General features: G+C 34.7%; 21 protein-coding genes and 1 tRNA gene. 14 read left to right on the top strand and 8 right to left on the bottom strand.

The window, feature by feature from the left end; genetic code table 11:
- Positions 1–9 precede the first annotated feature (9 nt).
- Both C8P64_RS00735 and C8P64_RS00740 read right to left on the bottom strand, forming a co-directional pair.
- Entirely contained in the window at positions 10–201 is a 192-nt protein-coding gene (locus C8P64_RS00735) for a hypothetical protein (protein WP_108170149.1), read from the bottom strand.
- 129 nt (positions 202–330) lie between these two features.
- Positions 331–1011, bottom strand: a complete 681-nt coding sequence (locus tag C8P64_RS00740) for a LytR/AlgR family response regulator transcription factor (protein ID WP_170106614.1) — start codon at positions 1009–1011, stop codon at positions 331–333.
- Positions 1012–1313: 302 nt separating this feature from the next.
- On the opposite strand from C8P64_RS00740, the gene C8P64_RS00745 reads away from it, so the two are divergent.
- Complete coding sequence (locus tag C8P64_RS00745) at positions 1314–2876, top strand: hypothetical protein (RefSeq protein WP_108170151.1); 1563 nt, start codon at positions 1314–1316, stop codon at positions 2874–2876.
- Positions 2877–2884: 8 nt separating this feature from the next.
- Positions 2885–3415: a DUF3575 domain-containing protein gene (locus tag C8P64_RS00750; protein WP_108170152.1), complete on the top strand. Its 531-nt coding sequence runs from the start codon at positions 2885–2887 to the stop codon at positions 3413–3415.
- Positions 3416–3783: 368 nt separating this feature from the next.
- Here the strand turns inward: C8P64_RS00750 and C8P64_RS00755 are convergent, their stop codons facing one another.
- Entirely contained in the window at positions 3784–4230 is a 447-nt protein-coding gene (locus tag C8P64_RS00755) for a hypothetical protein (protein WP_146167159.1), read from the bottom strand.
- Positions 4231–4704: 474 nt separating this feature from the next.
- Here C8P64_RS00755 and C8P64_RS00760 point away from each other — a divergent pair, with 474 nt between their 5' ends.
- The 12 genes from C8P64_RS00760 to C8P64_RS00815 all read left to right on the top strand — a co-directional run bounded on the left by C8P64_RS00760 (position 4705) and on the right by C8P64_RS00815 (position 19298).
- A complete protein-coding gene (locus tag C8P64_RS00760) occupies positions 4705–5541 on the top strand; it encodes a M57 family metalloprotease (RefSeq protein WP_108170154.1) in 837 nt (278 codons plus the stop codon).
- A gap of 525 nt (positions 5542–6066) precedes the next feature.
- A complete protein-coding gene (locus C8P64_RS00765) occupies positions 6067–7383 on the top strand; it encodes a phage integrase SAM-like domain-containing protein (protein ID WP_108170155.1) in 1317 nt (438 codons plus the stop codon).
- Positions 7384–7442: 59 nt separating this feature from the next.
- The gene (locus C8P64_RS00770) at positions 7443–8342 is read left to right on the top strand and encodes a hypothetical protein (RefSeq protein ID WP_146167160.1); all 900 of its coding nucleotides are present in this window, start codon (positions 7443–7445) and stop codon (positions 8340–8342) included.
- Positions 8343–8417: 75 nt separating this feature from the next.
- Entirely contained in the window at positions 8418–9980 is a 1563-nt protein-coding gene (locus C8P64_RS00775; protein ID WP_108170157.1) for a type I restriction-modification system subunit M, read from the top strand.
- Positions 9981–9982: 2 nt separating this feature from the next.
- Positions 9983–11239: a restriction endonuclease subunit S gene (locus tag C8P64_RS00780; RefSeq protein ID WP_108170158.1), complete on the top strand. Its 1257-nt coding sequence runs from the start codon at positions 9983–9985 to the stop codon at positions 11237–11239.
- A 221-nt stretch (positions 11240–11460) separates the two neighbouring features.
- Complete coding sequence (locus tag C8P64_RS00785; protein ID WP_170106615.1) at positions 11461–12399, top strand: pentapeptide repeat-containing protein; 939 nt, start codon at positions 11461–11463, stop codon at positions 12397–12399.
- Positions 12400–12401: 2 nt separating this feature from the next.
- Positions 12402–13505, top strand: coding sequence for a DUF4268 domain-containing protein (locus C8P64_RS00790; protein ID WP_108170160.1), 1104 nt, complete (start codon positions 12402–12404; stop codon positions 13503–13505).
- 11 nt (positions 13506–13516) lie between these two features.
- Positions 13517–16354, top strand: coding sequence for a type I restriction endonuclease subunit R (locus C8P64_RS00795; RefSeq protein ID WP_108170161.1), 2838 nt, complete (start codon positions 13517–13519; stop codon positions 16352–16354).
- Between the two features lie 250 nt (positions 16355–16604).
- Positions 16605–16895: a helix-turn-helix domain-containing protein gene (locus C8P64_RS00800; RefSeq protein WP_108170162.1), complete on the top strand. Its 291-nt coding sequence runs from the start codon at positions 16605–16607 to the stop codon at positions 16893–16895.
- 29 nt (positions 16896–16924) lie between these two features.
- Positions 16925–17887, top strand: coding sequence for a hypothetical protein (locus tag C8P64_RS00805; RefSeq protein ID WP_108170163.1), 963 nt, complete (start codon positions 16925–16927; stop codon positions 17885–17887).
- A 209-nt stretch (positions 17888–18096) separates the two neighbouring features.
- Positions 18097–18810, top strand: a complete 714-nt coding sequence (locus C8P64_RS00810) for a DUF3800 domain-containing protein (protein ID WP_108170164.1) — start codon at positions 18097–18099, stop codon at positions 18808–18810.
- Complete coding sequence (locus C8P64_RS00815; RefSeq protein WP_108170165.1) at positions 18810–19298, top strand: hypothetical protein; 489 nt, start codon at positions 18810–18812, stop codon at positions 19296–19298. The genes C8P64_RS00810 and C8P64_RS00815 overlap by 1 nt, the downstream gene beginning before the upstream one ends.
- Before the next feature lie 406 nt (positions 19299–19704).
- Here C8P64_RS00815 and C8P64_RS00820 read toward each other — a convergent pair.
- The 5 genes from C8P64_RS00820 to C8P64_RS00840 form a co-directional block, all read right to left on the bottom strand.
- Positions 19705–19778, bottom strand: a tRNA-Arg gene (locus tag C8P64_RS00820).
- Between the two features lie 87 nt (positions 19779–19865).
- Positions 19866–20141: an ATP-dependent Clp protease adaptor ClpS gene (locus C8P64_RS00825; protein ID WP_108171233.1), complete on the bottom strand. Its 276-nt coding sequence runs from the start codon at positions 20139–20141 to the stop codon at positions 19866–19868.
- A 53-nt stretch (positions 20142–20194) separates the two neighbouring features.
- Positions 20195–21028: a 50S ribosomal protein L11 methyltransferase gene (gene prmA / locus C8P64_RS00830; RefSeq protein ID WP_108170166.1), complete on the bottom strand. Its 834-nt coding sequence runs from the start codon at positions 21026–21028 to the stop codon at positions 20195–20197.
- Positions 21029–21030: 2 nt separating this feature from the next.
- A complete protein-coding gene (tpiA, locus tag C8P64_RS00835) occupies positions 21031–21783 on the bottom strand; it encodes a triose-phosphate isomerase (RefSeq protein ID WP_108170167.1) in 753 nt (250 codons plus the stop codon).
- A gap of 151 nt (positions 21784–21934) precedes the next feature.
- Entirely contained in the window at positions 21935–23029 is a 1095-nt protein-coding gene (locus C8P64_RS00840) for a BT_3928 family protein (RefSeq protein ID WP_108170168.1), read from the bottom strand.
- Position 23030 lies beyond the last annotated feature (1 nt).

Below are 23030 nucleotides of genomic sequence, written 5' to 3' on the forward strand. Positions count from 1 at the left end.
TGTAATAAATTAATCATTGCCTCTTTCTTTTTCAGCTGGCGGAGCCTCTTCCTCTCCTTCAGTTGCGAACACATCATTAACTTCTATTTCCCCGGCAGGTTGATCCGAATAGTTAGTTCCATCCACAATTGCATCATCAGGATCACAAGAAAAGCAAAAAATTGTAATAAAAACCAAAGTTAAACTTCTTAAATTTTTCATTTTGTTTCGATTTTAAATGTTAATAAAATCAAAACTATTCTCTAACTACACCTTATCCTATGGTTTCAGTAGGATTATAGTGAATGACCCTAGTTTATTAGTGGATAAAGACATATAAAGGGTATTTGACTAATTTAGTAAAGTGGATAAGCGATTTTCAAGAATTTTTTTGTTAAAACTCATTAAGTCATCACGATATTTCTTGGATAATGGAATATTAATCAAATTTTCAAAACCAGCTAAACTTATCTTATTTTTCCCAAAATTAACTCTATTAATTAATCTAGAATTAACTATATAGCTATTATGAGTTCTAATAAAAGCTTCAGGTAATTTGTTTTCGAATTTTTTTAACGTCTCGAAAGCAGCTATTTTAGATCCATTGGATAAAAATATATCTGTTGAATTATTATCTGCTTGTAAATAAAGTATGTCGTCGAGTTTAATATAATGGTAATCTGAATTCGATTTTAGACATAGCCGCATCTTACTAATTCCTCTATTGTCTTTTTCAAATCGCATGACGGATTTTCTTAGTTCAAATTCATTTAAGGGGTAAAGAATATAATCATAGAAATTATTCTTTAGGCATAAATACGCCAAATCGGTTCCCCGTGAAATTCCTATAAATTTTGGTAGGGTTTCTTTGTAGAAAAGGAATTCTTTTACAAATTCAAAACAGCTCTTATCCTTTAAAGTCATATCTAAATCTATAAATGTGATATCAGGATTCAACTTGAGTATCGAATTTGCTCCCTTTTCGTAATTATTTGAAATATCGAGGCATGTTGATTTTGTGATTGCTTGCATCTTAAAATCAATTTCTTCTATAAGATTTTGATTTTGACTAATAATACAAAATTTGAGCATTAGCTTTTTAAGCCACAATCTAGGCTTTGGAGACCCGCTATCTATAAAGAATAACCTTACTAATAATACGGTTCGATTCAATAAGCTCTTATATCCTCGCAAAGCTACAACTATGTCTAATCTGGTGGGATGCCTTACCAATAGTAAGGTTTAATCTTCCGCTTTTCTTCTTATAAGCCAATAGATTAGCCGAAACGAAAATCCCTACTAAATTAATTTATCAACCTTTTAATTATTTAAAGATGAAATTTAAATTTTTACCATTGTTTATGAGTGTCTTTGTTCTCTGGTCCTGTAGCCAAGATGACACTCAGATTGAGCCCGAAGAAAGTCTGACTGTCTATCGAGACAAGGAAATTGTCGATGACAAATTATATTTTTCTAGTAGGGAATCTCTTGACGATTTTATAAATGAAAAATCAGAGTCAGAATTTCAAAAAGCAGCTAATTCGTTCCGAAAAAAAGGTTTTAAACCTCTAGCTCCAATGTTTACTGAAGATGAAGCTCAGAAAAAAACAGAATTTCTTCAGAAAAAAAAGGAGCGACTTCTAAAAAAGAGTGATCTATATACATCTAAAAATCATGAAAATGCAGAAGTAGATGTAGATGACGAATTAATTATGGATCCTAGATTTGCTGCTTTGTTAAATGAAGGCAGAGAAATAATAGTAGGTGACACAATTTATGTTTACACTCAAAAAGGACTATTCTATAGTGATCTTAGTCATGAATCCAATCTAAGAGATTATTTGGCAAAGAAAAATAAAGCATCTTTAGAGAAACGCGAAGAAATCATCGATGTTTGTGGGACTGGTGAAGTTGAACCTTATGTTTTTCAGCATTCTGACTGCGATGGCGGCGGCGGAGGCGGAGGCGGAGGCACCCCACCCGCTCCAAGTTATGACGATTTCCCATTAGATATAAAAAGAAGCTTAGGAGTTTGTGTTGTGGATGATACCAGTCTATGGCAACAAGTTTTTGGACAGGCAGAAACTTGCCATGACTATTTTGCAGACGATAGAAGAGCGAAAGTGAAATTCTGGAATCAGAATTATTTCATTTTCTCATCTATTGGAGCCCAGGTAAAACATCAAAAAAAGAACTTCTTCATTTGGGACTCGTCTGATGCTACAGATTATATCGAGATGGGATTAACTAATGTATCCTTCAAATATAATTTCCCAACAGCGGTATATGGTGAAATCTTCCGAAATATATCATCTGGCGTAATAATTACTTGGAAGGGTAAAACCTATACAGCTGATGGTCGAGTAATTAATGGTTACCCTCTTCAAGCATCCAACCTACCTTTTGATGTTCAGGATAATGATGCTATTTCAGTCTACCTCTTTAATGAAGATATTAATATAATTGACGAACAGCAAGCCAATAATATTATTAGGGATGCTGCTAGGAACTTTATTTCCACTTATGGTAGTAGTCTAGAAACTCCAATTTCTAATACTTCAGACGACCTTGGTATTCATGGAGTTATTATTGATCCTCTTAGTAACGGAGCAACATTTACTATAGTTGGCCAAATCATACGTCAGCAGAATGCCAGTTCCATAACTAAAATTTTTGATTTTAATGTATTAGTTGGGTTCAATTTGAAATTGTCTGGAGGAAGTTACTCTGTTGGACCCAAAGGTGATGCTATGGTTTACAATTCGGGTGCTAGCGTCGAGTATGAGTCTGTTATGGCAACCTCCTATACAGACGTTACACTTGACATGTATGGAGTTGTAAGACGAAATGGAGATGAATACCGAGGAAGAAGAGTAATTTCAGAGAATTTAGAGTAATTACGATAATGAAGAATTATATCTATTTAATAATCATCTTTACCAATCTTGCGTTTGGTCAAAATCAAGGTGAAAGAACCTCAAACCTACTTTCTATCAATGTACTTACACCTTCGATTGAATGGGAAGTACCTCTTGGTGAGAAATCAACATTTGATTTGAAGATTGGAACTGCAATCGGATTTACCAGATCCGGAAATAATACGGAAGTAGGCTTTTTTCCTGAGTTTGAAACCCAATATCGATATTATTACAATTTTCAAAAAAGACTTGCAAAGGATAAAAGGATTAAAGATAATAGTGGAAATTATTTACTTTTCCTTGGTAGTTTGAGGAGTGGTAATTCGATCATTGGTGAAATGGAAATTGACGACAACTTCGCAGGTTTCGTTGGTCCCGGTTGGGGCTTCCAGAGAGTTTACAAAAGCGGATTTAAGCTGAATTTCAATACTGGAATTGGCTATGGAGCGAATGATAGAGGCGATTTCTATTTCGCCCCATTTATAGGAGTTCAACTTGGTTGGGTGATAGCTAGATAGTTATTAAGGTATATATTGAACCGGTCATTATTTAAATAATAATGACCGGTTTTTTTATTTCTATCAATATCACCTCTGTTATCTTCGTTATAAATCTAAGAAAATAATTCTCTATTTATTACTGAAACTTATTCGTCTCAGATTAGTAAAACAATTATTCTAAATTGCGATCTAAAATTTCAACGATCTATCAGTAATGCCCCGTAATATCAATTCGTTTTGTATAGAGGTCGTATACCATAAGGAGAGAAATAATAACAACTGCTCTATAACAGAATAAAACTAAAATAAACATATACAAAAAAGCACTCAAAATTTAATTTGAGTGCTTTAATAATGGCTCTTTCAAATTTAGCTATCGAATAAGGTTACTTAGATATTCTAATTATCTTAAACGGCTGCATTTCTACCTGTTGATTTCCGGTGCCTTCGATAGTAAAATCGACATATATCTGAGTGTCTTTACGTTTGTACACATTTTCGATACTAATCGATTTACAGCACAATTCTTCAAACTTTGCCGTAATAAATACTATTGAATTAGCCTCAAAATCGAAATTTAAACTTTCTATCTGTTCAAATTCTTCAATTTGACGCCTCTTCAAATTTGTAAGGAAAGAATTCCACTCATCCAAAGTATGAAATACTAAATATTGTTCGGGAATAGCTTCTTCACGAGAATAACTTAAATTACCTGTTTCTATCTCTTCGAAGCCAATTGCCCTCTCCTCAAGAGGTACTTGATCATCTTTGGTTTCACAACCTGTTATCATTAGTACAAACACACAACGGAAAAGAATTTTTTTTAATTTCATAATAGACATAATTTATTTGGGATATTTAAATTATTCACTTTATAAAATTGAATAATTTAATCTAAGACAATTAACTAATATTAAAAAGTTTTAAGTAATCATAAAATCGATCATACTTCATGTGTCTTAATTTTTCCGAAAAATGGCTTAAAATTACTTTTTTTAATATCTGCTAAAATATTACTACAATCACAGTCAAAAATGTATTAAACCGTAAAATAAGTAAGGTTCAATATCTTTTAAGGTAATTCGGCTTGATAATTAAACTATCTCAAAACAGTTTTTATATTTCTTTTATTACGTATGACCTGAATATGGATTTGAGGATAGTATGAAAAACTATATTTCAAGAAAATAATACTAAATAATTAAATCGTTTTAAAAGATTCCAGTACAGATAGTAAGGGTATTTATTTAAAAACCATATGGTTACAAATTATCTTTGAAATATTAATAACCCTAAACTATCAAATCATGATTAAAAGAATTTTATGTTTGTCCTTACTAGCTGTTTCCATAGGTTTTACCTCTTGCGAGAAGGAGCAGGTTTCTGAGCAACCTGTGAGTGAAGTAGCTAAAGAAGGCCCTGATGTGCCTAACCATATCCGAAAAAAAGTAGCAGATCTTAATTTTAACTCAAAGCATATAGTAAAGAATGATATGCTTTTACCTGACGGAAGTTTTTTAGAAAATTACTTAATTGAAGGTGATATCGCAATGTCAGAAGAACAGATGAGCACCATGTCATCTAAGCCTATTACAGATAAGCAGTATAGGACTTATAATTTAGTAAATACTCCCAGAACAGTAAATGTTATTGGTTATACAGGCGGTTCTCAAGCCCTCACTACCAAACAGCGAACAGCACTTCAATGGTCTATAGATAATTACAATGCCCTAAATTTAGGTATTACTTTTACGCTTACATTTGGTACTAACTACGCACCTTATGACATTGTGGTTTATCAAAATAAAAATGGCCAAGCTGGTGGTGTGGCAGGATTCCCAAGTAGTGGAAATCCTTATAAATATGTACAGATCTTCTCAGGTATGGAAGCTTATAGTACTAATACTAATGAACATGTGATTACCCATGAAATTGGTCACTCTGTTGGTTTACGACACACGGACTGGTTTAGCCGCCAGAGTTGCGGACAGTCAGGGGAAAGTGCTAATCCAGATGGAGCTGTACATATTCCTGGCACCCCAACAGGTTATGATTCAACATCCGTAATGCTAGCTTGTTTTGGAGCGAATGAAGACGGAGAGTTCGGGCCAAATGATGAAGTCGCATTAAATTATCTCTACTAATTTCTTTACTAGAAATTTTCAGAAAAGCCAAACAAAAAAGGATGTCATAAATGACATCCTTTTTTCTATTACAAAATACTCATTTAAAAGAATCAATTATAATTTCAAAAGATCGATTATCCGACTCACTATAGATTTAAAAAATAAATCCGTTTTCAAAAATCCTATAAATTTCTTTAGAAGTGTAACTAGATGAGTTTTTAAAATAAAAACCAGGCGGTACATTTGGCGGTACAAAAAAACAACAAAAAACCCTAACAATCTTGTTCATAGATTATTAGGGTTTTTAATCGTGACCTCGCCAGAACTTAAACAATTCTACTTCCGAAATTTATAAGAGATTGCTAATCTTAATTCAACCCTTGTATTTAGTACTCTTTCCATAGATTATGGTTTATTATCCAGTCTAATTTGATTGAATCAAATCTAAAATAATTGAAGATTGGTGGACTAAATGTGGACTAAGATGTTTAGCGAATTGTTTTTTGGATTACATTTAGCAGGTTTATCCTAACAATAAAGACTATGGCAATTTCATTCTACATTCAATCCAAGAATAACCCTGCTCCAATTTATGTTAGAGTTAGAGAAGGACGTTCAGTTGATGCAAAATCAAAGACCGGATTAGTAATAGATCCTCAGCACTTTCAAAAGAATAAGATTAAAATTATTAGGATGATTGCAGGCGCTGATGCTGAAACGAAGAAAAACATTCAGGTTCAGAACGATGAACTGAATAAACTTCAATCTAAACTGGATGAAATACGTACTTCAATCAGTACTGCCTTAAATAATCGACAAGATTATGAAACCATCAATTCTGACTGGTTAAAGGATATTATTAATCCCAAGCAGGATTTAGAGATACCGAACCAACTAACTGAATTCTTTGATTTCTATTTACAAGCGCGCAGAGGAGAAATTGCTGGGAGTACGTATAAGAAACTGAATACAACCAAAAATAGATTCTCAAAATTCCAAAATGATTATAAGGTATTACATATTCAGGAAGTCAATAAATCGGTAATTCAATCTTTTAAGAAATGGTGTACAGATAAATATGATTACAATACTATGCTCGGTTCTATAAAGAATCTACTAACGGTGTTAAATTATGCAAAGGAAAACGGACTGCCTGTTCATCCTGAGTATGAGTATATAACCAAAGGTATGAAGTATAAGAAGCATGAAAGAATCTATTTATCCTTAGAAGAAATTGAACAGATTAATAGCACCAAAATATTGAACAAAGACCTTGACGCAGCGAAAGACTGGTTGGTTATTAGTTGCTACACTGCTCAAAGGGTATCAGATTTCCTGAACTTCAAGAAGAAAGATGTTACCCTACATTTGAAAGATGGAGTTGAAATCCCCTGCCTTACTATCACACAAAAGAAAACTGGAAAACCTGTCGGACTCCCCTTAGCTCCTCCGGTAATGAAAATACTCAATAAACGTAATGGTAATTTCCCGCCAACATTTTCTACCGATCCAAATAGCAATGCAACCTTATATAATAGATTGATCAAAGATGTTTGTAGGCTTGCAGGATTAAAGCAGAAGGTTGAGGTTATGCGCAAGACTGGAAAAAACAAATTATATGAAAAGAAAACGGTCGCAAAGTATAAAGCAGTTACCAGCCATATTGGAAGGAGATCATTTGCAACCAATTATTATGGTAAAATAGCTACCCCTTTGCTACTGGATGCTACCGGTCATTCAAGCGAAAGACAGTTTCAAGCCTACGTTGGAAAGCCACCACATCACAATATCAACATTTTGTATGATGGGATCGTTAGGATATACAAGGAAACGAAGAAGAAGATTAAGAAAACAGCATAGTGAAAAAGCTATTCTTCTCTGATTACCGGAACGTTTATTCTGATTCAGATGTTTTCCTTATGATTCAACACCTAATCAAAAAGGAATGCGATATTGATATACCTTTAAAACGTATGGCAATTGCTGAATTGATCAAACATATCAATTCTTCAACATTACTAAGCAAAACCCTTGATTTAGTTATCGACTTTGATTTGTTTGATGGATTCACCTTCTTAAATAATGAACTAATATCTAATGTGGATTTTGATTCTTACAGCGATTCAGATCGTATTAAGATCAAAGCTATAAGCTTTTCAGAAGCTATCTTATTCAATCTTTACCTCGGCAGGTTAGGATTTAAACAAGATCCCAATTTAGTTCTCCAACTAAACTATGGGAAGGATTATGTTGAATCCAACTATGACGAGATCTATTCTTATACCAAACGTAAAGTATATTCTGGTCTACTTACCCATTTTGGTAATCAACCTGAGGAAATAAAACAGGATTTCTACAAAAAAGCCTTATCATCCATAGCTCAATTAGACTATGAAAATGCTACAAATACTTTTTCAGAGGAAAAGCAGCTATTTAGAGATCTAATCAATCCAATTGCCATGGTAGTCAGACAAGATAATTTTCCTGAAATCCCAATTTCGACCAATTCATATCCGAAGATATTTTTAGGAACGGATGATAAAGGTTATCAGCTTTTCAGGGAGTTTGTAAATCTGACACAAATTAAGGAACATAAAGATTGGAGCTTTTTTTTTCAGTTTCTATTAAAGGACGAAATAATTTGGCCTATAAAGCATAGTACCTTTGTTGATTGGCTTTACTCGGAAGGATATGTAAATCAGGATTTCTGTGATGAATTTGAACAAAAAAGGAACTTTACTTCGCTTAAAAAGGTCAAAGGAAACGCCTTACTTAATACCTACAAACAGCTTAGAAAGAAGCACTTCGGGAATTACTAATATGATGTTAATAATTTACTGATCATTTTCCTATATTTGGGCAACGCCCTACCGTTACCAAATTAAAACCAATCAATGTCCGAAGATCAGAAGAAAGCGCTGGAAACCCAGCTATGGAATATTGCCAACGAATTACGTGGTAAGATGGATGCCGATGAATTTAGAGACTATATTCTCGGCTTTATTTTTTACAAATACCTATCAGAAAAGCAGCACCTATACGCTAACAAGCTGCTTGAAACCGAAACAGTTAAAGAATACATCAAGATCAAGGAAGAAGAAATCCTTGATGTGATCAAAGAAGAATCTGTTTTAAAGCTTGGTTACTTCCTAAGGCCAGAGGAACTGTTCACCGCTATGGCTGAAAAAGGTAATGCCGATGAGGAAGTAGAGGATAACTTTATTCTGGAAGACCTTCAAAGCGTTCTGAACAATATTGAGCAAAGTACAATGGGTACTGAAAGCGAGGAAGACTTCAACAAACTGTTTGAAGACCTCGACCTCAACAGTACCAAGTTAGGGAGAAGCCCTAAAGCGAGGAACGAATTAATCGCAAAGGTACTTGGCCATCTGGATCAGATAGACTTTAAATTGGATGATGCTGATAGCGATATACTTGGAGATGCCTATGAATATCTGATAGGACAATTCGCCAGTGGTGCGGGAAAGAAAGCAGGAGAATTCTATACACCTCAGCAGGTTTCCAAGATTCTTGCTAAGATTGTTACCAGTGGAAAGAACAGATTGAAAAGTGTTTATGATCCTACCTGTGGATCTGGATCTTTGTTGCTTCGGGTAGCGAAGGAAGTGAAGGTTGATGATTTTTATGGGCAGGAATTAAATCGTACCACCTACAATCTTGCCCGGATGAATATGATTCTTCACGATGTACATTACAGGCACTTCGATCTGCAACAGGAAGACACCCTGAAAGAACCTCAGCATTTGGAAGAACGATTTGAAGCTGTTGTTGCAAATCCACCTTTTTCTGCAAAGTGGGCAGGAAAGAAAAACCCACTGTTTGAAAATGATGAACGCTTTAGCCAGTATGGAAAGTTAGCGCCAAGCAGCAAGGCCGACTTTGCTTTCGTACAGCATATGATCTACCAGCTTGCTGAAAATGGAACAATGGCATGTGTGTTACCACATGGGGTGCTATTTCGGGGATCTGCGGAAGGCACGATTAGAAAATATCTGATCGAGAAACTAAATTATCTGGATGCCGTGATCGGCTTACCCTCTAATATTTTCTACGGAACAGGAATTCCAACCTGTATTCTGGTAATAAGTAAATGCCGGGTGAATGATGATAATATTTTGTTCATAGATGCTTCCGAAGGATATGAAAAGGATGGCAACAAGAACAAATTAACCGAAGCCCATATTGAAAGAATCATAGACACTTATCGCAACCGAGAAACTATTGAGAAATATAGTTATGTAGCCGGTTTGGAGGAGGTGAAGGAGAACGATTATAACCTGAACATTCCAAGATATGTAGATACCTTTGAGGAAGAAGAACCAGTGGATCTTGATTCTGTTTCATTAGAACTAAAACGGATTGGAATGGCCTTGAATGAGAATGATGAGAAAGTAGTTGGATTTTGTAAAGCATTAGGAATCGCAACTCCCTTTTAACCATGGAAACAATAATTAATAGTAAATTAAAAATACCACAATTGAGGTTTCCAGAATTTGAAGACGAATGGAATGTTCATAAAATTGAAGATACCTTTTCAATTTTCAATGGTTACGCCTTTTCAAGTTCTGATGCTGTCAAAGAAAACGGTATAATATGGGTGAAAATAGCTGATGTGGGAATAAATAGAATGAAGAGGGATAACATATCCTATTTACCACCAGAATTTCTTAAGAAATATGAAAAATTCGTATTAAAAGAGAATGACTATGTCATTGCCCTAACTCGTCCAATACTCAGTGGAAAATTGAAGATTGCTCGAATTAATAGTTTTTTTAATAATTCACTTTTAAATCAAAGAGTAGGAAAAATAGTTACCCATCACAACTCTCGCTTTATTTTCAATCTTTTACAAAATTCAAAACTTATTAGCAAAATTGAAAATAATATAGCAGGAAGTGATCCACCCAACCTTTCCGCTAAAGAAATTAAAAATATCAAAGTTTTTTTGCCAAATGCTTTCGAACAACAAAAGATTGCGTCTTTCCTTGCGACCGTTGATAAACGAATCAATTTACTGGAACAGAAAAAAGCTAAACTGGAAGAATACAAGAAAGGCGTAATGCAGCGGATCTTTAGCCGAGAAATTAGGTTCAAGGATGAGAATGGGAAGGAGTTTCCAGAATGGAATAAAACAAAATTAAAGGAGGTTCTTACGGAACATAAAAAGAATAATGAAGAAGATAAATATGATGAAGTTTTTTCTGTATCAAAATCAAAAGGCGTTATCAATCAAATAGATCATCTTGGTAGATCCTATGCTGCTAAATCGATAAGTCATTACAAATTGGTTTTTCCATTTGATATTGTTTACACTAAAAGCCCTACATCTGAATTCCCTTTTGGAATTATTAAACAAAACCTTACTGGTAGAACAGGGGTAGTTTCCACCCTATATGCAGTTCTAAAGCCTAAGAATCAACACTTAGGTTATATAATACATTCCTATTTCAATTCGTGGGTTAAAACATATAATTACCTAAATCCTTTAGTTCAGAAGGGAGCTAAGAATACCATGAATATCAATAATAAAACCTTTTTAGATGGCAAACCTATTTCCTTACCAACTTCTGAGAAAGAACAGGAATTAATATCAAGGTTTCTTGAAGCACTTGATAGAAAAATTTTAGTTCTGAATAATCAAATAGAAACTTCTAACAAATTTAAAAAAGGCCTATTACAGCAGATGTTTGTATGAGTGAAACGAATGCAACTATAATTAGCGAAAATCAATTAACCGATCAGATCGATACCCGCTATGTTTTTTCTTACGGAAACATACCATATATCGAGGACGCCATTATTGATTATGAATTTAAGTTACCGATATATCAAAAGGTCTTGATTGAAGACCTGACAGGAACTAAATCAACCCACGATCTCTATTTCATGGATTGTAATTTTGAAAAGAAAGTAAGAGTGGAAGATTATGAAGGTTTACTATATTTTGATCGCTGCACATTCAATTCCTTTGTTGATCTTGCGAACACAAATTTTCATAGCAAAATAAGGTTTAGACAATGTATCTTCCATGGGGAAGTTTACTTCAACAATACTACCTTTCATGATCTTGCCGATTTTTGGCGATGTAAGTTTGAAAAAAGAACGAGTTTTTTTAAAACAGATTTTTTAGCCACGACCGTATTTTCAGGATCCATATTCAAAGAGAATGCTCTTTTCACTTATTCCCAAATTGAAAAGTTATTGATATTACGAAGAACAACTTTCATACAAGGGTTAGACCTATCTCTTGCAAATATTAACGGAGATTTAAAATTGTTTGACATTCAATTAGATGATTTTAAAAGTGTTGATAATATGCCCGAAACCATTGAATATGAAGAAGGTTTAGAAGAAAAAGGCGAAATTTATACAGCCAACAAACGGGAAACCTTTAGATTGATAAAACACATTTTCCAAAGCAATAATGATTCGGTCACTTCTCAGAAATTCTCGCTGTTAGAAAGTATAACACACAGGAAAGAAATATGGTTTCGCTTGAATCATGATTTTAGGTCGAAAGATCTCTGGGATTATATTTTATTAACCCTTAACCGGTTTTCGAATAATCATAAAACCTCCTACATCCGGGGTTTTGCATTTACTATTTTTTTAGGATTATTTACTTTCATTTTCGTAGCCTGGTCTTCCAAAACTTATGAACCAGCGACAAATTTTGACCAATTTGATTTTGGCTTGGCTGTTTCACATTTTGTTCAATTTCTAACACCAACCCACAAATTTGACTATATCGATGAAAACCCATCAGGCCAATTTTATCTTCTCGACTTTTTGGGAAGAATAATTATTGCCTACGGAATTTATCAAACAATTCAGGCATTCAGAAAATTTAGATAGTTATGTATCGGATTAATAAAGATAAAAATAATATCGCCAAGCTTGAAGAACGGCTTTTCAGTGATCTTAAAATCAGGGAAAGAGAAAACCTGCAAGAATGGATAGCCAAGAATCCAGATATGTTAGGAGAAGACCTGCTAATCATTCAAAAGGAATTTGATGGCTTTAATGACACCCACGAACGCTTGGATCTCTTAGCAATCGATAAGGAAGGTGGTTTGGTTATTATTGAGAATAAACTTGATGATACGGGGAGAGATGTGGTCTGGCAAGCTTTGAAATACACCTCCTATTGCTCTACTCTAACCAATCAGCAGATAATCAAGATATATCAATCATATTTAAATTCTTACGAAGGTGGTGGAAACGCCAAAGAGAATCTACTTGAATTTTTAGAAAGAGACGAGGAAGATCTATTACTGAACAAGAATGATCAAAGGATAATTTTTGTTGCTAATAAATACAGGAAAGAAGTTACCTCAACTGTTCTTTGGTTATTAGCTCACGACATCCAGATTCAGTGTTTTAGGGCAATTCCTTACACTATGGCTGATGAAGCTTTCCTACAAATTGAGCAGATCATACCTCTTCCTGAAACCAGAGAATTTATGATTGATGCAATGGAAAAGGAAAAGGAAGAACGGAGTAAATCAATGGCAGTTGCAGAAACAGAAGCAAGAATGTTGGATCTATGGACTAAATTAAAACAGCGCCTGAGTGATCAAAACATTAACTACTTAGACAGAGTTAGCGCTAAACATTATTTCGATTTAGGATTTAGCAAAGGTTCAGGGCGTTTTGCCTTTTGTGTTGGACGAGATTCAGTTAGAGTAGAATTATATTTCTCCAATGATCCTGAAAAATTGTTAATAGATGAAATGTCTAAACACAAAGAAAAGATTGAACAGCAATTTGGCAATGAATTAGTATTTGAAAGACTGGATGGAAAGAAAGCTTCCAGAATAAGATACGATAGACCAATAAGCCCTAATGAGAATTATTCAGTAAGCGAAAATAGGGATGAATACATTGACTGGTTCATACCTACCATGAAACAATTTTATGAAGCCACTTATCCCATCTTAGAAAAGGTTCAAAATAATTAAGTCCTTATTTAATGCCCCAACCAGAACATATTTTAGAACAAAACCTGATCAAACAACTTCAAGACCTTAAATATGAAAAGGTCTTGATCAGAGATGAAGATGATCTACTTTCTAACCTGAAAAAGCAGCTTGAAAAGCATAACAAGACCGAGCTATCAGAACTTGAATTTAAGCAGGTATTAAACAAGCTTACGAAGGGAAACATTTTTGAACGTGCAAAGATCCTACGTGATAAGGTAGACTATGCTAAAGACAATGGAGATACCGGCTATCTGGAATTGATCAATCAGGTACATTGGTGCAAGAATGAATACCAGGTTACCAACCAGATCAAAATGGAAGGTAAATACAAGAATCGCTATGATGTTACCATCCTGATCAACGGTCTTCCACTCTGCCAGATCGAACTAAAAAGGCGTGGTTTGGAAATGAAGGAAGCTTTTAACCAGACTAACCGTTATCAAAGACACAGCTTTCAGGCCGGAAAGGGTTTGTTCCAGTATATCCAGTTGTTTGTAATCAGTAATGGGGTAAATACGAAGTATTATGCCAATAATCCAATCAAGGCAAGAACCTTCAAACAGACTTTCTTTTGGGCAGATAAAGAGAATAAAAAGATCACGCAACTAAGCGACTTCGCTGAGGTTTTTCTTGAACCCTGCCATCTTTCAAAGATGATCACGAAGTATATTGTTTTGAATGAAAGTCAGAAGATCCTTATGGTACTTCGCCCCTATCAATATTACGCTGTTGAAGCAATTGTGGAAAGGGTTAAAAATAGCAGGAAGTTTGGTTATATATGGCACACAACCGGATCAGGTAAAACCCTAACCTCGTTCAAAACAAGCCAAATCCTTACCAATTTGCCAGAAGTAAAGAAAGTGGTCTTTGTAGTTGATCGTAAAGATCTGGACTACCAGACCATTAAGGAATTCAACCACTTTAGTGATGGCAGTATAGATGGAACAAACGACACCAAGTCTTTGGTTAAGCAATTCAACGATGATACCAAGATCATAGTCACCACTATCCAGAAATTGAATACAGCCATTCACAAAGATCGTTACCGGAATAAAATGGAACGGTTCAGGAACGAAAGAATGGTTTTCATTTTCGATGAATGCCATCGAAGTCAGTTCGGAGATACCCACCAAAGGATCAAAGACTACTTCCAAGATGTTCAGATGTTTGGTTTTACCGGAACACCAATATTTGCTGATAATGCAGTCAGGAACGAGTTAGGTAAACGAACAACCAAGGAACTATTTGATAAATGCTTACACAAATATGTAATTACAGATGCGATCCGGGATGGCAATGTTTTAAAATTTGCAATCGAATATATCAGAACTTTTAAAAAGAAAGAGGAAGTCGTTGATATAGATGTGGAGTCTATTGATAAGGCTGAGGTTATGGAAGCACCGCAACGGCTCGAAGGAATCGTTGATTACATTATCGCAAATCATACCCGTAAAACGCATAATAAGCGATTTACTGCAATATTTTGCGTTCCGAATGTGAACACCTTAATCGAGTATTACAAGCTGTTTAAAGCGAAAAAATTGAACGGAGATCATGATCTCAAAATAGGAACGATATTTTCCTATCAGGCCAATGAAGAGGATGCCGATGCCACCGGAATCGTAGAAACAGATCCGGGTGATATGCAGATGGCTGCCGAAGATCAGGAAACCTATGAAACCAAACATAGCCGGGAACATCTGGAAGATTTTATTAAGGATTACAATGAAATGTTTCAAAGAAACTACTCTACCAACGATTTTTATGGCTATTACAAAGACATAGGAAAGCAGGTTAAAAATCAGCAATTGGATATTCTACTGGTTGTTAATATGTTTCTTACAGGATTTGACAGTAAAACCCTGAATACGATATACGTAGATAAGAACCTTCGCTATCATGGATTGATTCAGGCCTATTCCAGAACAAATAGGATCCTGAACGAACTGAAATCTCAAGGGAATGTTGTTGCTTTTAGAAACCTGAAAAAACGGACAGATGAAGCGATCACCTTATTCTCAAATAAGGATGCAATTGAAGATATTATTCTACAACCCTATGAGAATTACGTTGCTAAATTTGATGCTGCTATCAAACGATTACTGGAAATTACCCCAACCGTTGATAGTGTAAATGATCTACCTTCTGAAAATGAAGAATTTGAATTTGTAACGGCATTCAGGGAACTACTTAGGATCAAGAACGTACTTAGTACTTTTACCGAATTCACCTTCTGTGATCTGGACATAAACGAACAGACCTTTGAAGATTATAAAAGCAAGTACTTAGATATCCGGGATAAGGTTAGAAACGATAATAGTAAAGAACAGGTTTCTATACTGGACGATATAGATTTTGAGGTAGAGTTAATTCATAGAGATGAAATCAACGTGGTTTATATACTTACTCTACTTGCTGAACTCAAAGATTCAAAACCAAGCGAACAGGCAAAGAAAAGGAAACAGATCTCAGATTTGATGGCTTCTGAAACTCAATTGAGAAGCAAGAAAGAATTGATAGAACGCTTCATATCCGAAAACCTTCCTTTAATAACCGATAGGGAAAACATACCGGAAGAATTTGAAAACTTCTGGACTGTGGAGAAAATGAAAGCTCTCGAAGATCTAAGTATCAATGAAAATCTTGATCAGGAGAAATTAAACAAGCTAATCGCCAATTATCTATTCACAGAGAAGCAGCCACTTAGAGATGAGGTGATTGATACAATGAAGGAAAAGCCAGGTCTAAGAGAGCGAAAGAAATCTTCTGAGAGAGTAATTGACAAGATCAAAGGTTTTATTGAAACCTTTATTAATGGAATGGGTTAATCGAATTAAATTTTGATTTAATTTTGACTGTTGAAATTCTATATGTGTTTAAGGGAATTTCAAATCTGTTTTTAAGTTGCCTTTATTCTGTTTTGAAGGCATTTTAATTTCTGTTTAAACCTTGTCAGCCAACTGACAGGGTTTTTTATTTCTATTGATTTCTTCTGCTTTCCGAGAATCGGAATAGACCGCTATTAATAGGAATCGAATATGGCAAACATTTGCCGGTATAAACTTAAAATATACCGCTATGTTACAATCAACAATTCTTCACAACACAAGTCCAGAAGACTTAATTAATCAATTGGTTACCATCTTAAAAAAAGAAATCCAAGACCTCAAACAAAACTTTCAACCAAAACAGCCAGAGGAATACCTAACCCGGCAGCAAGTAGCAGAATTACTTAAAATAGATAAAAGTACTGTTCACAATCACGTAAAAAAAGGTGTTTTAAAACAATATGGGATAGGAGGAAAAGTCTATTACAAGAGAAGCGAAATTGAAGCCGGAATGATTCCTTTATCGCCTTTATCTAATTAGTATTCGAAAGGTATTAATTTTTTGAACTTATGAAATTAGATACTGTTCAATTAACCACCTCTGTTGATTATTTAAGGGAATTTGATAAAAACAAATTCTATGAAAACGATATAACCAGAAGGAATAACAATATTAAATGTCATTCTCTTGATAACAAACCTTGGGGATTAGAAACGTTATCAATCAATGAAACCTCTGGAAGCATTATTATGAAGGTGAATAGTAAAATTTTAGGTAAGGATTATTCCAAATCGATTCAACTGAACACATTAGATCAGGTTTTAAACAGTTTGAATCAGACCGGGATTAAATTAGATCCAAGCTTTCTGGATGATGCAGCAGTTAGGGAAATTCATGCAACTGATGATATAAGGGTTTTTGATCCTGTTGCAAGCATTTTAGCTTTTCAACATCTACTTGCCCCTAAATTTATTAAAACAGCCTATGACCACGAAGGAATTGTTTTTAAGGAAAGAATTCTTCAAGGCCTATATACTACTGTATATAACAAGTTTTATCAAATGAGTAAGGATCGTAAATTTTTCAAACAAAATCCTTTTCTTGCCAAACAGTTTGAGAATATGCTAAGGATTGAATCTAAGCTTACAAGAGCCAATTTAATCAACAAATACACTGGCGGTGGATCCTTGCCTGAAATTTTATCAAGAGATAGTCCAAATGGTGTAATACTCAACAAGATTATTGCAGGGCAAACTTTATATAAACCGGATCTATTACACAATCTAAGCTGGAAAGATCAGAAGGATATTGGAATTGCTAAACTTTTATTCGAGCATTACAATGGTAATTTTGAATTAATTAAAGAACATCTACGAAATCAAGTGGGGAAGAATACTAAACCCAATTACTTATTTAATCAATACAAAGCAGCCTGTTTTAAACTATTAAATATTGAGAATCCTAATATGTTTGATTCTGTTCTGGAAGTATTAGCTGCATTAAATAATAATAACATTGAAGCAGCGGCATAAAAGCTAAAACATTTTAAGAGAACGGGATTTTTGGTCTACCCATAGGCTGAGAATTCCGTTTTTCCATTCTGAATTTTCATAATCAATAATAGCATTCAGCCTTTCCCTTGACCGGAAGTACCTTTTTTAAATTTTTAATCTGGGGAAGTTTTATTGAGTTAAGAATACTTGAATTAATTAGATTTGATGTTTGAAAGAAAGTATTAATTATGGATACACAAAACTTTGACATCTTTATCGATGAAAGTTGCCATTTAGAGAATGACCATAAAAGTGTTATGGGGATAGGATACTGTAAAGTTCCACAAGTAGATTATGATACTTTGAAAACTCAAATACACCAAATCCTTATCAAACATAATCAATATGCTGAATTAAAATGGAATAAGTTTTCCACTTCCCGCTTAGATCTTTATAAAGAGTTGGTGGATTTTTTCTTTCAAAGTTCAATGGAGTTTCGTGCCATTCTTGTTAAATATAAGGATAGACTTAATCATGAAGATTTCAATCAAGGGTCGCACGATAACTTTTATTATAAAATGGTTTATTTCTTATTAAGACCAAATGGAGAAGATGCTAATAAACAATTTAGAGTTTTCATTGACCTAAAGGACACAAGAGGCAGGGAAAAACTGAATAAGATTAGGGAAGTTTTCGATAATGCCCACAAAGGGGAGTCTCCATTTATCTACTTTCAACACATACAATCTCATGATAATATATTCCTCCAAATAGCAGATTTCTTTATAGGAGCTGTAACCTATAAGAGTCGGATGGCATCAGATGAATTTATACCAACTGAATCAAAACTTGAATTCATAAATTATCTGGAAGATGTTTCTGGTTTTAGCTTAAACGAAGGAACAGCCCCTTGGGAAAAGAAATTCAACATATTTGATCACCAGCCAAAAAAAAGAAATTAATGGATTTATTCGATCTGGATGATCTAATACCTTCGCTTGGCATAGATCCTACTGATGAACACCTCGAGGAATTATACGAAACGTTTAAACAGGATTTTGTAATTACTAATTATTCTATCGATGGATTTGATGTTAAAATTGATTTAGCAGATTCTAAGGAAGATGGTTTTGAGAATTACCCACATACATTTGTGAAATTAATTACTCGAGGAAAAAAAGGAAAAAGAGTTTTTGATAGAAAAAGAGCCAATAAGATTCATTGGATTAAAGTTATACTTGAGAATAGACACACAGAGGATATTCTTTGTTTCCAATACAAGGAAGGGAACGGATCTATACGAGATTATTTCTGGTTTAAAGAAGGTGATTATTTGGTAATTATGGAGAAAATTACTCCTAACTATATAATTATCTCAGGTTTCCATATAGATGATGAAAGAAACCGTAAATACTACCAGAAAAGATTAGATAATTGTGTAAAAAAATAAAGCCACAAATTACGGTATTGTGGCCAACCAGGTCCTTTTCCCTCTGGGAAATGACAAGACAAATATAAGCATATACTTACCTAAACATAAAATACATTAACATTTTTTTCTGATCAAGGTTAAAATTGTATCTATTGTTCTATAATTAATAATCTTAATTTCACACCACTCTATTTTGATTTTTCCCAACAATACACCTTGAATCCATCAGTCTTCTAAGTACTTTCCAATTATTTGCAATTCTAAAATTGCTATATTTTGTTTACGTGCGAGAATTTTTGCCAATAATACTGTCCAGAAATCAATTGCGGACTACCGGTGGACTAAATTTGGAAAGTTTATTAGAATAAAAAAGCGCAACCTCTTCATATATAGATGATTGCGCTTAATATTAAAATTCAAATTGTGACCTCGCCAGGATTCAAACCTGGAACCTTCTGAGCCGTAATCAGATGCGCTATTCAGTTGCGCCACGAGGCCTTTATAATGCCGCTCTACTGTTTTGCAAAGCGGGTGCAAATATATTGTTTATTTTAAAATCTGAAAAGATTAAAAGGATTTTTTGTTCTAAATTATTTCAGCGCTTAATCCGGCATCAAGTAATTTTGAACAACGGGGCTTTAATTCTTCATAAATACCCGTCTTTACAGTACACTTTCCTTTGTAATGCACAAGTATAGAACATTGTTCTGCCTGCTCTGGAGTATGGTCACAGGCATAAATTAAAGTTTCTATGACATGATCGAAGGTATTATAATCATCATTGTATAATACGATCTCGTTTTCTTTCTTCTCTTTGGTCTTTACATCAACCTCTTCTAATAATTCTTCTTTCGTGCTCATCTTCAAAAATTTCTCTTCTACATGGTTCAAAGATACAAAATATGATAAAATACTTAGCGTGAAAACTTTACAGCTACCCAGTCGTTCCTTTCAAAGTTCTCTACATAATAGAGCCCTAACTTTTTACAGGCCTTCTTTATTTGTGGCAGATCATCCTCATAAAAACCACTTAAAAATATACTTCCATTCGGATTAAGACATTTTTCATAGATAGGAAGATCCCGTTTTAAAATATTGAGATTTATATTGGCCAGGATCATATCATATTTCCTACCTTCAAGCAGTTCTGCCCCTCCCTCTTCTACATTAATATGTTCACAATCGTTCCTGGATATATTTTCAAGGGTATTGAGATAACACCAATTATCTATATCTATGGCATCAATGGTCTTGGCCCCTTTCATCGCGGCAAGAATAGCCAGAACACCTGTACCAGAGCCCATATCTAAAACCGATTTACCTTCCCAGTCATTTTTCAGGATATGCTGGATCATCATATGCGTAGTCGCATGATGACCTGTCCCAAAAGACATTTTCGGCTCGATGACTATATCAAATTCTGTATCTGGTTTTTCGTGAAACGGTGCTCTCACACTGCAGATCTCATCTACCAGAATGGGCGTAAAATTCTTTTCCCATTCTTCATTCCAATTCACTCTTTCGATCTCTTTTTGATCGTAAGTGATCTTAAAATCTTCAGATTGGAGAATATGCACCCCGGCCAGAAGGTCATCTTCATATTCCTCTTCCGGAATATAGGCCGTGATACCATCATCATTTTCCACAAAACTTTCAAAACCTAAATAACCAAGTTCGGCTATAAGGATCTCTGAAGCCGGCTGAACCGGGTCTATGGTAAAATGAAATTCAAAATAATTCCCGGCCATTTTTAAAATGAGTTTACGATAGCCATAAAGTCTACCGCGTTAAGACTGGCACCACCAATTAAGCCGCCATCTACATCTTCCTTTGCAAAGATCTCTTTTGCATTATTTGGCTTAACACTTCCACCATATAAGATAGAGGTGTTTTCAGCTACTTCTTTACCAACATTCTTATTCAGAAGGTTTCTTATATGCTTGTGCATTTCCTGAGCCTGCTCTGGACTTGCAGTTTCTCCTGTTCCTATGGCCCAAACTGGTTCATAGGCAAGAATGATATTCTTCCATGAGCTTTGGGGAAGATTAAATAATGCCTCTTTCAATTGCTGCTCTACCAGGTCAAAATGTTTATCGTTCTTTCTGTCTTCAAGTTCTTCACCAAAACAAAAAATAACGGTCATTCCATTATCGATAGCGGTTTTTACTTTTTTAGCAAGTAATTCACCGGTTTCATGAAAATATGCCCGACGTTCACTATGCCCGAGGATAACGGTATTTACTCCTACGCTTTTAAGCATTGAAGCAGATATCTCTCCCGTAAAAGCACCATTTTCACTCTCATGCATATTTTGAGCAGCCACGATCACCGAAGTACCTTTTAAAGCCTGGAAGGTTGGATATAGATTTGTAAAAGAAGGAGCCACCATTACGGTTGCTTCAGGTTCCTTTACCATTTGCATTTTTAACTTCCCGAGTAATTCCTCGGTCTCTGCAAGGTCATTATTCATTTTCCAGTTTCCGGCAACTATTTTATCTCTCATGATATTATATTTTGGTTCGCTAGTTTATTTTAAGCAGACCTAAGAATGATCTGTGTGAATCACAAATATAAGTAAAGGAGGTTTGAATGTTTCTTAAACCCAAGCTAAACCTTGAAGTTTTAGGGAGTATTCAAAAGATTTCGGGATGTATTTATAATTCGATATCAGATGCGTCGAACCAATGCTTTTTCTGAGTGATTGTTCCGTTGTTCAGGGTTAGAAAACCTGGATTGGAGCGAACAATTGTTTTAAGAGCGGTCTCATCTGTCTGGTAAAAATCGAAATTTAGATCGAATTCTTTCTTCAGTTCAGATTGAAATTCCGGCCCTGATGCGGTAAGTCCAATGACCTTATATCCTTTTTTCATAGCTTCCTCACTGAGAGATTTTACGGCCTTATAACCATCTTTTTCGGTAGCCCTTAAATTATAAGTTACGATCAGCAATACTTTATCTGCCGTAAGAACTTCATTGGTTATATCACCTTCTTCTCCTTCAATAACGAAGTCATGAATTGGAGCGATCGCGTTCTCCCCGGTCTGGGTAGTTTCCACTCCGATAAATTCACCATCTACCTGTGGATAGGCACCATTGTTTTTAATGATCTTTTCCTCCCCTTTCACTTTGAATTTCCAGCTATAAACTACCTCAGCCTGTTCTGCACCTTCAGGGATCTTCATTTTTTCAGGAATGTTATTTCCTATTTTATAAGGTCTGAAATCAAAAACAGGCAAATGCATCAATACATGATAACAAAAAGCAAAACAAGCCATAAAGGAAACAAACACCACCCATTTATGATATTTCAATGGAAAAATTGGATTGATGTATTTCTGATTAAAAAAGATAATCAGAATCAAAAGCAGCAGAACTATATCCTTATAAAAAGACTCCCACGGAGTAAGCGGAATCGCATCTCCAAAACAACCACAATCGGTCACTTTATTGAAATAGGCTGAGTAAAAGGTTAGAAATGTGAAAAAGATGATCATCACCAGCAAACTCCAACTGGTAAATTTAGGAGCGTAACCAATAAGCAACATGATCCCCACTACCAACTCAAAAATGACCAACAGAATGGCAATAATGAGTGCAAACGGAATTAAAAATGGAATATCCAGAACGGGTTCACTAAAATATTCCTGCAATTTGTAAGAGAAGCCCACGGGATCGTTCAACTTGATAAATCCTGAAAAAATAAAAAGGACTCCCACCAGGATCCTGGAGATACTTACAATTGCTTTCATA

Source organism: Christiangramia gaetbulicola (assembly GCF_003054225.1).
Lineage (GTDB): Bacteria > Bacteroidota > Bacteroidia > Flavobacteriales > Flavobacteriaceae > Christiangramia > Christiangramia gaetbulicola.